We start from the raw sequence: 13,544 nt of genomic DNA, 5'->3' as shown, positions 1-13,544 counted from the left end.
ATCTCGCCCTGCTGGAACGGCTCGAGGCCGTTCACGGTCTTGATCAGCGTCGACTTGCCCGAGCCGGACGGGCCGCAGACGACCACCACCTCGCCTTTCTTGACCTCGGTCGTGCACTCGGCGAGGACCTGAAACTGGCCGTACCACTTGGAAACGTTGCTGATGGAAATCATGAAAGTCCCTGCATCGTAATGAGGCGCGCGCGGCGCCGGTTCAGCGCGCCTTCGCGACGCGATAGCGGCGCTCGAGCGTGCGCGCATACCACGTCAGCGGGAAGCACATCGCGAAGTACAGCAGCGCGACCATCGCATAGATCGGAAACGGCTTGAATACCGCGTTGGTGATGATGTTGCCGGTCTTGGTCAGTTCGGTCAGCCCGATGATCGACGTGAGCGCGGTGCTCTTCACCGCCTGCACGAGGAAACCGACGGTCGGGGCGAGCGCGATCTTCCACGCCTGCGGCCATACCACGTAGCGCAGCCGCTGGGTCCACGTCATGCCGAGGCTGGCCGCCGCGTGCCACTGGCCGTGCGGGACCGCGTCGACGCAGCCGCGCCAGATGTCGGCCAGACAGGCGCTGGCATTCAGCGTCAGCACGACCGACGCCGCGACCCACGGCGTCACGTCGATGCCGACCAGCGGCAATCCGAAGAAGCCGAGGAACAGTTGCATCAGCAACGGCGTGCCCTGGAACAGTTCGATGTACAGGATCACGAAGCGGCGCAGCGCCGGCACGGGCGAGATGCGCATCGCCAGCAGCGCGAACCCGGCGAGGCCGCCGCCGGCGAACGTGATCAGCGACAGCAGCACGGTCCAGCGCGTGGCGAGCAGCAGGTTCCATGCAATATCCTGGAAGGTGAATTCGATCATCGCGCACGTTCCGTCGGCAGGTGGGTTTCAGGGGAGCGGGCGCGCCACGTGAAGCGGGCAACCCGCGTGCGCCGCGGTGCGGCAGCCGCGCCGTGGCGCGTGCGACCGGCGAACAGCCGCCGGCCGACGCGATTGAGCAGCATGCGCAGCGCGATCGACAGCAGCAGGTAGATCGCGGTCACGACGATGTAGATCTCGAACGCGCGGAAGTTGCGCGACTGGATGAAGTTGGCCGCGTAGGTCAGGTCGGGCACCGAGATCTGCGACACGACCGCCGAGCCGAGCATCACGATCAGGACCTGCCCGAGCAGCGCGGGGTACACGTTCGCGAGCGCCTGCGGCAGCACGACGTGGCCGAACACCTGCCGGCCGTGCAGCCCGAGCGCCCGCGCGGCCTGCACTTGCCCGTGCGGCACCGATTCGATCCCGGCGCGCAGGATCTCGACCGCATAGGCACCCAGGTTGACCGTCATCGCGAGCACGGCCGCTTGCGCTTCGTCGAGGTGTACGCCGAGCGCGGGCAGCCCGAAGAAGATGAAGAACAACTGGACCAGGAACGGCGTATTGCGGATCAGCTCGACGTAGGACGCGACGAGCGCGCGCGCCCAGCGCGGGCCGGCGAGCGCGATCCACGCGCCGCCGGTGCCGAGCAGGCCGCCGAGCACGGTCGCGGCCGCGGTCAGGGCGAGCGTCACGCCGACGCCGCGCGCGAGCATGCCGGCGTAGAGACCGAAATCGCTGAAGTCGAACACGTAGCTCATCGCGATGCCTTGGGTCGAGCGTGCGGGGCGAAGGCGCTGCGCATCACAGATCGGCCGGCAGGGCAGCGTGCAGCCACTTCTGCGACAGGGTGTTCAGCGTGCCGTTCTTCTTTGCGCCGGCGATCGCGTCGTTGACCTTCTGCATCAGGCGCGGCTCGTTCTTGTTCAGGCCGACGTGGTCGGGCGAGCTGAACAGCGAGAACTTCTGTTCCGGATCGATCGACGGATGACGCGCGATGATCGTGGCGCCCACGTCGTTGCCCACCACCAGCAGTTGCGCCTGTCCCGACAGGAACGCCGCGATCGCGCCGTTCGGGTCGTCGAAGCGCTTGATCGTCGCGCTCGGCGGCGCGACCTTGCTGATGCTCAGGTCCTCGAGCGTGCCGCGCGCGACCGCGACCGATTTGCCGGCGAGATCCGCGTTGCCCTTCACGGCGAGCGACTTCGGGCCGAATACCGCGAGGTAGTACGGCGCATACGCGTTCGAGAAGTCGATCACCTTCGCGCGCTCCGGCGTCTGTCCGACCGACAGCAGCATGTCGGTCTTGCGGTCGGCGAGATACGCCATCCGGTTGTCGCCGGTGACCTGCACGAGTTCGACCTTCGCGTTGAGCGCCTTGCCGATCAGGTTCGCCATGTCGATGTCGTAGCCCTGCGGCTTCATGTCGGGGCCGATCGAACCGAACGGCGGGTAGTCCTCGAACACGCCGATGCGCACGACGCCCGATTTGGCGATCGTGTCGAGCGCGTCGGCGTGCGCGAGCGGCGCGACGGCGGCCACGCCGGCGGCGCAGGCGCAGAGGAGGGCGGTGCGGGCGAGCAGGCGTCGCACGAGGCGGTTGGCTTGGGTCGATGCGTTCATGGCGGGATCCTTGTTGCTGCGTTGGGGAACGAAAGGAAAATCAGACGCCGCGTGCGGCGATCAGCTTGCATGCGTGTGCCGGCAGTTCGGCGGCAACCGGCATGCCGACGTGCAGGTCGGGTGTCTCGCGCGGCGTGGTCGCGGCCGTCAGCGTGAAGCCGCGGCAATCGATGGTCGCCTCGATCGACGCGCCGACGTCGCGCACGAACGTGATCGTGCCGGCGAGCGTGTTCGGCGCGCCCGACGCCGTCGCGCCCGGTCGCACGCATACGTCCTCGGGACGAATCAGCAGGCGCACGGCGTCGGGCGCGCGTGGCGTGTCGGGCGCGCGCCCTATCGAGAGGCGCTGTCCGCCCGGCAGGACGATCGCGTCGTCGCCGTCGCGCGCGACCGGCAGGATGTTGCCGAGGCCGATGAAGTCGGCGACGAATTCGTTGACCGGGTCGCGATAGATGTCGAGCGGCCGGCCGACCTGCTGGATGCGGCCTTTCTCCATCACGACGATCTCGTCGGCCATCGTCATCGCTTCGCGCTGGTCGTGCGTGACCATGATGGTCGTGATGCCGAGCCGTTGCTGGAGCAGCCGGATCTCGACCTGCATCGCCTCGCGCAGCTTCGCGTCGAGCGCCGACAGCGGCTCGTCGAGCAGCAGCAGGCGCGGCGACGACGCGATCGCGCGCGCGATCGCGACGCGCTGGCGCTGCCCGCCCGACAGCTGCGTGACGAGCCGGTCGGCCATGTGCGGCAGCTGGATCAGCTCCAGCAGCTCGGCGACGCGCCGCGCCTGCGCGGCCCGGTCCGTCTTGCGCAGCCGCAGCGGGTACGCGATGTTCTGCGCGACCGTCATGTGCGGAAACAGCGCGAGCGACTGGAACACCATGCCGAAGTCGCGCCGGTTGGCGGGCACGTGCGTGAGGTCGCGGCCGGCGAACGTCACCGTGCCGGAGGTCGGCGTGTCGAGGCCGGCGATGATCCGCATCAGCGTGGTCTTGCCGCAGCCGGACGGGCCGAGAAAGCAGACGAGCTTGCCGTCCGGTACCGACAGGTCGACGTGATCGACCGCATACGCCTGATGGAAGCGCTTGGTCACGTTCTGGAGGATGAGCTGGGTCATGACGGTTCCTTGCATGGTCGAGGGCGAGGCCGTGCGCGCATCAGAGCGCGACGCCCTTGTCGCCGACGAGTTTTTCGAGCATCCAGATCAGCGCGAAGTCGATCGCGACCGTGAACACGGCGAAGCAGAACACGGTCGGATCGAGCGACGACACGGTGCGGCTGTAGAGCCAGACCGGCAGGGTCATCGTGTCGATGCTGTACAGGAAGAACGTCACCGTGAATTCGTTGAACGACACGATGAACGCGAACAGCATCCCGGCGAGAATCCCGGGCCGCATCAGCGGCAGCACGACGTCGACGAGCGCGCGCCGCGGGCTCGCGCCCATCACGCACGCGGCTTCCTCGAAGTCGGGGCCGATCGACGCAACCGAGGCCGCGCAGTTCTTCACGGTGAACGGCAGCGTCAGGATCACGTGCGCGACCACGAGCCGCACGATGCCGAGCTCGACCGGCAGCGCGTTGAACACGATCAGCAGCGCGAGGCCGAGCATCACGAGCGGATAGACGATCGGCAACGCGACGAGCTGCTCGACGAGCGCCTTGCCGCGGAAGCGGCAGCGCGACAGCGCGTAGGCCGCGGGCACCGACACGGCGGTCGCGATCAGCATCGTCGCGACCGCGACGACGAGGCTGGTCGTCAACGCGGCGCCCATCGACTGCGCGCTGCCCGCATCGGACGACACGAACGTCTGCCAGGCGGCGCGATACCAGTGCAGGCTGAACTCGCGCGGCGGGAATTCGAGCGTGCCCGATGCGCCGAACGACATCGTGATCATCGTGAGGATCGGCAGTGCGGCGAGCAACAGCACGAGCGTCGCGAGCGCGCCCGTCGCGCGACCGAGGCGGCCGGGCAGGGGCGTACGCAAGAGCAGGGTATTCATCGGCTCACCTCGCCGGCACGTTGCAGGGTGCGCACGAGGCGCTGGGACACCGCCATCACGACGAGCGTCGCGGCCATCAGCACGACGCCCGATGCCGACGCGGCGGGCCAGTTGAGCAGCGGCGCGACCTGGTCGTGCACGAGCACCGCGAGCATCGGCACGCGTCGGCCGCCGAGCAGCAGCGGCACCGCGAATGCGCTGGCGTTGTATGCGAACACGGGCAGCGCGCCGGCGACGAGGCCGGGCATCGCGAGCGGCAGCGTCACGTGCCGCAGCGTCTGCCAGCGGCTCGCGCCGAGCGTCGCGGCGGCTTCGTCGTAGGCGCGGGACACCGCACGCAGCGCGCTCGACAGTGGCAGCACGGCGAGCGGGAACGCGGTCTGGATCAGCCCGAGCAGCACGCCGTGCTCGCGGTACAGCAGTTGCAGCGGCCGGTCGACGACGCCCGAGGCCAGCAGCGCGCGATTGAGCAATCCCGCCGGGCCGAGCATCACGAGCCAGCCATAACCTTGCAGCAGCAGGTTCACGAGCAGCGGCAGCAACACGCCGGCGAGCATCAGCCGGCGCGCGAGCCGCGATTCGGTGCGCGCCATCGCGAGCGCGACCGGGATCGCGAGCAGCACCGCGCACACCATGCTCTGGAACGCGAGGCGCAGCGTGAGCCACAGCGATTTCGTGAAGTACGGGTCCGCGAGATCGGCGTAATTCTGCAGCGTGAAGGTCCGCCATTCGTCGCCGGATACGCCGACGCTCATGCGCAACACGGTGAGCGTCGCGGCGGCGAGCACCGCGAGGAACGCGAGGATCGGCGCGAGCAGCAGCCACGGCGGCACGCCGGCCAGCGCGGGCCCGGCGTCCGAGCCGGCGCCGGCCGGTGTGCCGGCGGCCGGCGCCGCGTCGCGGGGGGAGGACAGGGAGGCCATGTCGTTACGCCGCGAAGAGGCCCGTGTAGCGCTTGATCCACGCCGGCTGGACGACGGCGAGCGCCTTGTCGTCGTGCAGCACGGCCTTCTCCGCGATCTGCTGCGGCGACGGCACGAACGCGCGGCTTTCCGCGGGAATCACGGCCTTGCCGTTCACGGGCCCGTTCAGCACGTCGGCCGCCATCCGGCCCTGCACGCCCGCGTCGAGCGAATGGTTGATGAACGCGTGGATCAGGTCGAGGTCGCCCGGATGCGCCTTCGGGATCACCGTGAACATCAGTTGCGTCGCGAAGCCTTCCTTCATTCCGTACGTCACGCCCATCTTGTAGTCGGGCTTGCGGATCTGGTCCGGGAAGAACGCCGGCGAATAGATGCCGCCGATGTCGAGCGAGCCGGTGCGGAACAGGTCGGCGACCTGGTTCGGGTTCTCGCCGAGGGTCATCACACGATCCTTGAGCTGCGCGAGCTTTCTGAACCCGGGATCGATGTTCTGCTGCGAGCCGCCGGCCAGCTTCGCGGCGATGATCGCGAGGTCGACCGCTTCGGCCCACTCCGGCGGCGGCAGGAACAGCCGCCCGGCATATTTCGGATCCCACAGTGCCTCGTAGCTCGACGGCGCGCTCTTCACGGTCGCCGTGTTGTAGATCAGCCCGTCCGACCACAGCAGGTAGCCGATGCCGAAGCCGTTCGCGCCCGTGCGGTATTGCGGCGCGACGTCCTTCAGGTTCGGCAGCCGGTTCAGGTCGGGCTTCGCGAGCAGGCCGGCGTCGGCGAGGCCGGCCGCGCCGACGCCCGCGAGCGTGATGACGTCGTAGGTCGGCCGCTCGCCCGCGGCCTTGACCTTCGCGACCATCCCCGACGTGCCGTCCGCGCGATCGGCGATCACGCGCGCGCCGGTCTGCTTGCTGAAAGTTTCCGCGATGTTGCGCAGCGCCGCCGCGCCGGTATCGTCGGACCAGGTGAGCAGGCGCAGCGTCTTGCCCGCGAAGCTGCCCGACTGAGCCTTCGCAGTCCTGATGAACGGCATCGGAATGGCGGATGCGGCGAGTGCCGTGCCGAGGGTTTTGATCACCTGCCTTCTGCCCGCCTTGAAGTGTTGCATGGCCGTCTCCTGATGAACGATGCCGTGTGGTTCGATGCCGGTCGCCGGATGGCGGCGCGGGTGTGGATGAACTGTAGGGAGGTCAAATTTCCGCAACAAACGAAATATCCGCATGCGCGCCATGACATAAACGCATGGGTCGCCGGCCTCAGCGGGCCGCCGTCATGACCTGCTTGATCTCCTGGAAGGCGGCCAGCCCGAACGGGCCGAGCTCGCGCCCGACGCTGCTGCGCTTGTAGCCGCCCCATGAGGTTTGCGGATAGATCAGTTGCGGTGTGTTGATCCACACGACGCCCGCCTCGAGCGCATTGGCGACCCGCCTGCCGCGCTCGGCGTCGCGCGTGACGACGGTTGCGACGAGCCCGTATTCGGTATCGTTGGCGGCCGCGATCGCGTCGTCCTCGGCGTCGAACGCGCGCACGCACAGCACCGGCCCGAAAATTTCGTCGCGCCATAGCGCGCAGCCGGCCGGCACGTCGGCGAACAGCGCGGGCCGGATGAAGTAGCCGGGGCCGGCGAGCGCGTCGCCGCCCGTCACGAGCCGCGCGCCATCGGCGCGGCCCTGTGCGATGTGGCGCTTCACGCGTTCGTATTGCGCGCGGTTCGTCAACGGGCCCATCTGCACGCCGGGTGCGAACGGCGGGCCGACGACGGTCGTCTCGATCCGTCGCGCGAGGCGCGCGATCAGGTCGTCGGCGAGCGGGGCGGCCACGAGCACGCGCGAGGTCGCCGAACACATCTGCCCGGCGTTGAACAGGCCGCCGCCCGCGATCAGTTCGACCGCGTGATCGAGGTCGGCGTCGTCGAACACGACGATCGACGATTTGCCGCCGAGTTCGAGACCGACGCCCTTGATCGTGTCCGCGGCCGTCTTCATGACCTGCGCGCCGACCGCCGTGCTGCCGGTAAACGACACCTTCGCGACGAGCGGATGCGCGCACAGCCGGGCACCGACCTCGTGGCCGGTGCCCGTCACGACGTTCAGCACGCCGGGCGGCAGGCCCGCTTCGGCGACGATCGCGGCGAGTTCGAGCTCGGGCAGCGGCGTGATCTCGGACGGCTTCAGCACGACGGTGCAGCCGGCGGCGAGCGCGGGCGCGAGCTTCCATGCGGTCGTGACCATCGGGAAATTCCACGGCACGATCAGCGCGGCGACGCCGGCCGGTTCGCGCCGGATCCACGCGCGATGGTCGCCGCCGGGCAGCGCGATCTCGGTTTCGCCGTCGGTGTCGAGGGCATCCGCGAGGCCCGCGTAGTAGTCGAAGGTGGCGATCACGTCGGCGACGTCGATCTCGGCTTCGGCGAACGGCTTGCCGTTGTTGAGCGACTGCAGTGTCGCGAGCCGCGTGCGCCGTGCGTCGACGCCGCGCGCGATGGCACGCAGCAGCGCCGCGCGTGTGGCGCCGGTCGTGCGTTTCCAGTCGCGAAACGCGCGCGAGGCGGCTTGCACGGCATGCTCGACGTCGGCGTCGCCGCCTGCGCTGACGTCGGCGATGACCATTTCCGTCGACGGGTCGACGACGGGCAGCGTCGCGCCGCTGACGCTCGTGCGCCACGTGCCGTCGATGAAGTGGCGCGTATGCAGCGGCGGATCGAACGCGAGATCCGGTGTCGTGCTCATCGCCGCACCTGTTCGAACCAGGTTGCCTCGTCGATTTCGATCACGGTCGGCATCGGGCGTGCCGTCGCATCGCGCAGCGCGTCGGCCAGCGCGTCGGGCGTCGCGACTGCCTGCGCCGCGCAGCCGAAGCCGCGTGCGAGCGTCTGGAAATCGGGCGTATACGGATCGACGCCGACCGGCGTGATGTCGCGCTCGACCATGTATTTGCGGATCTCGCCGTAACCGCGGTTGTTCCAGACGATCACGATCACCGGCACGCGAGCCTCGACCGCGCTCGCGAGCTCCGGCAGCGTGAACTGCAGGCCGCCGTCGCCGATCAGGCACACCACGGGCCGCGCAGGCGCGGCGAGCTTTGCGCCGATCGCGGCCGGCAGCCCGTAGCCGAGCGTGCCGTAGCCGGTCGACGAGTTGAACCAGCTGCGCGGTGCCGGCGCATCGTGCGTGAAATTGCCGACGTAGACGGGGCTCGTCGAATCGCCGGCGATGATCGCGCCGGGCAGCGCGGTGACGATGGTGTCGATCAGCCGTGCCTGGGCACGCGCGGCGCCGTCGTGGCCGGCCGCGATCGCGGCGCGCACGGCGGCCACCCGCGGCGCGCCCCAGCCGGGCTCGGGTGCCGGCGCCGGCCGTTCGTGCAGGCGGGTCGACAGCGCGCCGAGCGCCAGCCGCGCATCGCCGGCGATGGCGATTTCGGCGCGCGCATTGCGCATCAGCTGTTGCGCGTCGATGTCGATGCGGATCAGCCGGCCGTCGATCGCGAAGCCGCCGTCGAACGTGACGTCGTAATCGGTTTCGCCGAGTTCGGTGCCGACCGCGAGCACCACGTCGGCCTCGCGGATCGCCGCGCGCGTGGCCGGCAGCGACTGGGTGGAGCCGATCAGCAACGGGTGGCCGGCCGGCAGCAGGCCCTTCGCGTTGATCGTCAGCGCGACGGGCGCGTGCAGGCGTTCGGCGAGTTCGCGCAGTTCCGTCGCGGCGTGGATCGTGCCGCCGCCGGCCAGGATCAGCGGCCGCCGGGCCTGAGCGAGCAGGTCGGCGGCTGCCGCGAGCGCGTTCGCATCCGGCGCGGGGCGCGCGGGCAGCGCGAGCGGCGTGGCGGGCAGCGCGGGCGCCGGCATCACGATCACGTCGAGCGGGATCTCGATATGCACGGGGCGCGGACGCGCGCTTTCGAACACCGCGAAGGCGCGCGCGAGGACCTGCGGCAGGTCGGCCGCGTCGAGCAGCGTGTGCGAGAACGCGGTGAGCCCCGCGAACACGTCGCGCTGCGACGGCAGCTCGTGCAGGCGGCCGTCGCCGCTGCCGAGCTCGCGCCGCGCGTTGACGCTCGAGATCACCAGCATCGGAATCGAGTCCGCGTAGGCCTGTGCCATCGCGGTCGCGATATTGGTCATCCCCGGCCCGGTGATGATGAAGCAGACGCCCGGCCGGCCGGTGACGCGGGCATAGCCGTCGGCCATGAATCCGGCCCCCTGTTCGTGGCGCGGCGTCACATGACGGATCGACGATGCGGCGAGGCCGCGATAGAGCTCGACGGTATGCACGCCGGGAATGCCGAACACGCATTCGACACCCTGGCGTTCGAGAAGATCGACGAGCGCTTCGCCGCAGGTGCGGGGGCGCGCATGGAACGGAGCGGCCGTGGCCGCGCAGGCCTCGGCAATGCAGGAGACAGGGGCGGGATGGTTCATGGATCGTGACGTGCCGATTGGGAGGGGGAGTGGCCCGTACCGCAAGCAACGGGCATGAAGCGGATTGTCGGGGTCGATCGGCGCTGCCAACAATCGATTAGTTTTCATGCAGCGCATGAGCGCCGTGCATGGCGGTGTCGAGGCTCGCCGACGGCCGGACGCTTGCCGCGGCGAGCGGTCGGCATGCGCGGGAACCGTTCGGCCCGCGCACGATTCCCGCGTCCTGCTGCTTCGATTTCCATCGGGCACGCGCGTGCCCGGATGTCCGTGGTGAGCGGGCCGGACCCGTCACCGGCATGCCCGGCCCGGCCTGCAGGCGAACCCGCGACGGTCAGTGCGGCGCGGTGAAGCGCGGATCGATATACGCGTCGACGTCCTGCGACTGTTTGTACACGGCGTTACGCACGTTGAACGCATTCGCGTTGCGCGTCGAGCCATAGATCGAGTCGAGCCCGTCGCCCTTGCGGAACGCACGCTTCGCGGCAGCCTCGTCGAGCAGGTGCGTGCCCTTCAGCAGCGGAAGGTATTGTTCCGGCGCGAGCCCGACACGCGCGGACATGATCCTGACCGCGTCGGCCTGCGTCTTCGGGTCGTTGATGTACGCGACGCAGCGGTACCAGACCTTGACCACCTTCGCCCAGTCGGCCCGGCGCGCGGCGAGGCTCGCCGGCGCGACCGTGATCGCATCGTAGATCAGCCCCGGCGCATCCGCCGACGTGAAGATCGCCCGTGCGCCCGGCGCGCGCTTCAGCGCCTCGCCCGCGTTCGGCTGCCAGGCGGCCACCGCGGCGATGTCGGACGACGAGCCGAGCACCTGCGGCAGTTCGTTGGTTTTCGCATTCACGAGCGTGACGTCGCCGTCCTTGAGCCCGTGCTTCTGCAGCGCGGTTTCGAGCAGCAGGTGATCGACCAGGCCGAGCTCGACGCCGACCTTCTTGCCCTTCAGGCCTTCGACGGTGCGCAGCGGCGGCTTCGCGACGATCATGTCGTTGCCGGCCGAATAGTCGGTCAGCAGGATCATCACGTTCTTCGCGCCGGCCGCGCCGGTGACGAGCGCATCGCCGTTGGTCGCCGCGACCGCGTCGAGCTTGCCCGCGGAAAACGCGTCGAGCGACGCCGAATAATCGAACCATTCGAAGTCGACGTCGACGCCGGCTTCCTTGAACCAGCCCTTGTCGAGCGCGACCTGGAACGCGACCCAGCCGGGCCAGTCGCTGTAGCCGATCTTCAGCGGCGCGGCCGCGTGCACGGCGGGCGCCGTCAACAGCGCGGCGGCCGTGACGGCGGCCCCCAGTGCATGACGGACGAAACGGAGGGACGGCAGGCGGCGGAGCGCCGGGGCGGGACGGGTCATCGTTGTTCTCCAGGAGACCGGGATCGGGATCGTCGATTCGGACCGCGCCTGTGCGCGGTCCGGCCGCGTGGCCGGTTCCTGCGGATGCGGAACGAACGAAGCGGCCACGGAGAGGCGCGACGGCCGTTGCCATCGCCAATCTCCCGGGCTTTTGTCCCGCCGTGTAGCGCGGGTGCGTCCGGTCTCGCGATCGGACGCACCCGCGCCGGGCTGCTCTCGGACCAGACGTTCGATGAACCGGAACCCTAGCACCCCTAAGATGCGACGCTGCCGCACCTCTCGGCGTCATGCCGAGCGAGAAGCGTGCCAATGGCACGCGGTCACGCGATTCAACGGCGCCGCGCGGCGCGCTGAAGTTCGATGAAGCGGGCGGAGAACAGCGCGCTCAATGCGCGCCGGAGCAGGTCGAGCTTGTTCATGACGCGTGAGATATCGAGTGACGATGCATCCGTTCAGCAATGCCCATGCCATTGCCGAACGCGCGGCGCAGGTGCGCACGATCCGCACTGCGCCGGTGCGCGATCGCATGCGCATGGTGCGCCGCACGCCCGCTGCGAGGGCAAGCCGTCGTCGCCGCCGACTCGTGCATGCCGCGGGTCGTCGCGCCGTCGTGCCGCGTCGTGCGGTCGTTGCGCGGTCGTCGTGTGGTCGTTGCACGGCGGCTGGCACGCAACTCGCTAGATTGACGCTCGAGAGGTGCGAAGCAATTTGCATCATCTTCAGGATCGCTAGGGTTCCGGTCGTGCGGCGTTCGCGCCGCGCGATGACTGGTCCGAGAGCAATCCGGTCTTGCCTTCGCCTCGATTCGAGGAAACGGCGAGGCTCCACGGAGGGATAAAAGCCCGGGAGGTCGCGATGTCGTTCGGTCGCCCTCTCACGCCTTTTGTCCAACCCTCCACGGAGCCGCCATGTCGCCGAGCCCCCAAGCCCTCCTTGCCCCGCCGCCGCACGTCGTGTGGGAAACGCTGATTCCCGCAGGCACCCACTGGTCCGGCATCCTGCGCCGCGGCCTCGCGCTGCGCCTCGTCGACGTCGACGGCGGCGCGAACCTGTCCGCCGTGTTTCATCGCCAGGAAGACCCGCTCGAACGCTACAACATGGCCGATACGCTGAAGGCGCAGCACACCGCGCATCTCACGCGCGGCCATGCGCTGTACACGGACATGGGGCGCGTGATCGCGTCGATCACGGCCGACACGCTCGGCTGGCACGACCCGCTCGGCGGCGTCGGCGATGCGCGGTTGTTCGCGCACAAGTACGGCACGAGCTCGTACCAGGCCGATCGCAACGCGATGATCCGCAACGGCCGCGACAGCCTCGTGCTCGAGCTCGCGAAATACGGACTGTCAGCGCGCGATCTCGCCGCGAACGTCAACTTCTTCAGCCGGCTCGACACGCGCGACGACGGCACGCTCGATTTCGTCGCCGGACATTCGCCGGCCGGCAGCGCGCTCGACCTGCGCTTCGAGATGAACACGCTCGCGGCGTTCTCGACCGCGCCGCATCCGCTCGATCCGCGCACGGACTATGCGCCGAAGCCCGTGAAGCTGATCGCGTACCGCGCGTATCCGGCGGACGGCGCCGCGCCCGAGGACGACCCGTGCCGGCGCGCGTGCGCCGAAAACATGCGCGGCTTCACCAACACCGACCGCCTGTTCGCGTAAGGAGCCGGACCATGCCGATCATCGAAAGCCGTCTCGACCCGCGCGACGCGATCCACGACACCACGCTGAACGCGGGCGAACCGTGGCTGCACGACCTGAAACGCGGCCAGGTCTTCCGCATCCTCGACCTGGAAGGCAACCAGGCGGTCGACACGTTGTTCTACCGCACCGACGACACCGAGGAGCGCTACAGCGCGCAGGACACGATTCGCGCGCAGCGCAACCTGTACCTGAGCGCGGGCAGCGTGCTGCTGTCCAGCCGGGGCAACCCGATGGTGACGATCGTCGCCGACACGTGCGGGCGCCACGACACGCTCGGCGGCGCGTGCGCGGCCGAGAGCAATACCGTGCGCTATGCGCTCGACAAGCGCTACATGCACAACTGCCGCGACAGCTTCCTCAACGCGATCGCGCACTGCACGTGCGGCGCGGGTGCGCGGCTCGGCAAGCGCGACCTCGTCGGCAACGTCAACTTCTTCATGAACGTCCCCGTCACGCCGCTCGGCGGGCTCACGTTCGAGGATGGCATTTCCGCGCCCGGCAAGTACGTCGAGATGCGCGCGGAGATGGACGTCACGGTGCTGATCTCGAACTGCCCGCAGCTCAACAACCCGTGCAACGGCTACAACCCGACGCCCGTGCGACTCACGATCTGGGAGGCCGAATGAACTTCGCCCACGCTCGCCATCGTTCGCGGGA

The 13,544-nt window shown here is 69.2% G+C and carries 13 protein-coding genes and 2 riboswitches; of the genes, 2 read left to right on the top strand and 11 right to left on the bottom strand.

Going from position 1 to position 13,544, the window contains the following annotated elements:
* The 11 genes from DIE16_RS26850 to DIE16_RS26800 form a co-directional block, all read right to left on the bottom strand.
* Positions 1-173 (bottom strand): ATP-binding cassette domain-containing protein (locus DIE16_RS26850; RefSeq protein WP_124893729.1); only part of this gene is annotated, 173 nt, incomplete at its 3' end.
* Positions 174-213: 40 nt separating this feature from the next.
* Positions 214-870 (bottom strand): amino acid ABC transporter permease, encoded by a 657-nt coding sequence (locus DIE16_RS26845; protein WP_124893728.1) that lies wholly within the window; start codon positions 868-870, stop codon positions 214-216.
* The gene (locus DIE16_RS26840; RefSeq protein WP_124522732.1) at positions 867-1,631 is read right to left on the bottom strand and encodes an amino acid ABC transporter permease; all 765 of its coding nucleotides are present in this window, start codon (positions 1,629-1,631) and stop codon (positions 867-869) included. Before DIE16_RS26840 ends, DIE16_RS26845 begins: the two co-directional genes overlap by 4 nt.
* A 43-nt stretch (positions 1,632-1,674) precedes the next feature.
* Positions 1,675-2,493 (bottom strand): transporter substrate-binding domain-containing protein, encoded by an 819-nt coding sequence (locus DIE16_RS26835; RefSeq protein ID WP_124522734.1) that lies wholly within the window; start codon positions 2,491-2,493, stop codon positions 1,675-1,677.
* A 40-nt stretch (positions 2,494-2,533) separates the two neighbouring features.
* Positions 2,534-3,607 carry an ABC transporter ATP-binding protein gene (locus tag DIE16_RS26830; RefSeq protein ID WP_124522736.1) on the bottom strand — a complete coding sequence of 358 codons (1,074 nt, stop codon included), beginning with the start codon at positions 3,605-3,607 and terminating at the stop codon, positions 2,534-2,536.
* 40 nt (positions 3,608-3,647) lie between these two features.
* Positions 3,648-4,490, bottom strand: a complete 843-nt coding sequence (locus DIE16_RS26825; protein WP_124893727.1) for an ABC transporter permease — start codon at positions 4,488-4,490, stop codon at positions 3,648-3,650.
* Positions 4,487-5,413, bottom strand: a complete 927-nt coding sequence (locus tag DIE16_RS26820; protein WP_124893726.1) for an ABC transporter permease — start codon at positions 5,411-5,413, stop codon at positions 4,487-4,489. The genes DIE16_RS26825 and DIE16_RS26820 overlap by 4 nt, the downstream gene beginning before the upstream one ends.
* Positions 5,414-5,417: 4 nt before the next feature.
* Positions 5,418-6,515 (bottom strand): PotD/PotF family extracellular solute-binding protein, encoded by a 1,098-nt coding sequence (locus tag DIE16_RS26815; RefSeq protein WP_124523434.1) that lies wholly within the window; start codon positions 6,513-6,515, stop codon positions 5,418-5,420.
* A gap of 148 nt (positions 6,516-6,663) precedes the next feature.
* Positions 6,664-8,136 carry an aldehyde dehydrogenase family protein gene (locus DIE16_RS26810; protein ID WP_124893725.1) on the bottom strand — a complete coding sequence of 491 codons (1,473 nt, stop codon included), beginning with the start codon at positions 8,134-8,136 and terminating at the stop codon, positions 6,664-6,666.
* Positions 8,133-9,827 (bottom strand): 5-guanidino-2-oxopentanoate decarboxylase, encoded by a 1,695-nt coding sequence (locus tag DIE16_RS26805; RefSeq protein WP_221625282.1) that lies wholly within the window; start codon positions 9,825-9,827, stop codon positions 8,133-8,135. The genes DIE16_RS26810 and DIE16_RS26805 overlap by 4 nt, the downstream gene beginning before the upstream one ends.
* Positions 9,828-10,158: 331 nt before the next feature.
* Complete coding sequence (locus DIE16_RS26800; protein ID WP_124893724.1) at positions 10,159-11,181, bottom strand: ABC transporter substrate-binding protein; 1,023 nt, start codon at positions 11,179-11,181, stop codon at positions 10,159-10,161.
* Between the two features lie 138 nt (positions 11,182-11,319).
* Positions 11,320-11,441: riboswitch (guanidine-I (ykkC/yxkD leader) on the bottom strand.
* Between the two features lie 457 nt (positions 11,442-11,898).
* Positions 11,899-12,032, top strand: a riboswitch (guanidine-I (ykkC/yxkD leader).
* Between the two features lie 57 nt (positions 12,033-12,089).
* Between DIE16_RS26800 and DIE16_RS26790 the strand changes: the two genes are divergently transcribed.
* Complete coding sequence (locus DIE16_RS26790) at positions 12,090-12,845, top strand: urea amidolyase associated protein UAAP1 (RefSeq protein ID WP_124489568.1); 756 nt, start codon at positions 12,090-12,092, stop codon at positions 12,843-12,845.
* An 11-nt stretch (positions 12,846-12,856) separates the two neighbouring features.
* Positions 12,857-13,513, top strand: a complete 657-nt coding sequence (locus DIE16_RS26785; protein ID WP_044848699.1) for an urea amidolyase associated protein UAAP2 — start codon at positions 12,857-12,859, stop codon at positions 13,511-13,513.
* Positions 13,514-13,544 lie beyond the last annotated feature (31 nt).

This window comes from Burkholderia sp. Bp9090, assembly GCF_003857985.1.
GTDB lineage: Bacteria > Pseudomonadota > Gammaproteobacteria > Burkholderiales > Burkholderiaceae > Burkholderia.
The sequence above is the reverse complement of the archived record's forward strand: the minus strand, read 5'-3'. Positions and strand labels throughout refer to the sequence as shown.

What these genes read in the sequence shown, in the direction of transcription:
- DIE16_RS26845 (WP_124893728.1), bottom strand. Translation starts at nt 870, where the DNA reads ATGATCGAATTCACCTTCCAGGATATTGCATGGAACCTGCTGCTCGCC.
- DIE16_RS26840 (WP_124522732.1), bottom strand. Translation starts at nt 1,631, where the DNA reads ATGAGCTACGTGTTCGACTTCAGCGATTTCGGTCTCTACGCCGGCATG.
- DIE16_RS26835 (WP_124522734.1), bottom strand. Translation starts at nt 2,493, where the DNA reads ATGAACGCATCGACCCAAGCCAACCGCCTCGTGCGACGCCTGCTCGCC.
- DIE16_RS26830 (WP_124522736.1), bottom strand. Translation starts at nt 3,607, where the DNA reads ATGACCCAGCTCATCCTCCAGAACGTGACCAAGCGCTTCCATCAGGCG.
- DIE16_RS26825 (WP_124893727.1), bottom strand. Translation starts at nt 4,490, where the DNA reads ATGAATACCCTGCTCTTGCGTACGCCCCTGCCCGGCCGCCTCGGTCGC.
- DIE16_RS26820 (WP_124893726.1), bottom strand. Translation starts at nt 5,413, where the DNA reads ATGGCCTCCCTGTCCTCCCCCCGCGACGCGGCGCCGGCCGCCGGCACA.
- DIE16_RS26815 (WP_124523434.1), bottom strand. Translation starts at nt 6,515, where the DNA reads ATGCAACACTTCAAGGCGGGCAGAAGGCAGGTGATCAAAACCCTCGGC.
- DIE16_RS26810 (WP_124893725.1), bottom strand. Translation starts at nt 8,136, where the DNA reads ATGAGCACGACACCGGATCTCGCGTTCGATCCGCCGCTGCATACGCGC.
- DIE16_RS26805 (WP_221625282.1), bottom strand. Translation starts at nt 9,827, where the DNA reads ATGAACCATCCCGCCCCTGTCTCCTGCATTGCCGAGGCCTGCGCGGCC.
- DIE16_RS26800 (WP_124893724.1), bottom strand. Translation starts at nt 11,181, where the DNA reads ATGACCCGTCCCGCCCCGGCGCTCCGCCGCCTGCCGTCCCTCCGTTTC.
- DIE16_RS26790 (WP_124489568.1), top strand. Translation starts at nt 12,090, where the DNA reads ATGTCGCCGAGCCCCCAAGCCCTCCTTGCCCCGCCGCCGCACGTCGTG.
- DIE16_RS26785 (WP_044848699.1), top strand. Translation starts at nt 12,857, where the DNA reads ATGCCGATCATCGAAAGCCGTCTCGACCCGCGCGACGCGATCCACGAC.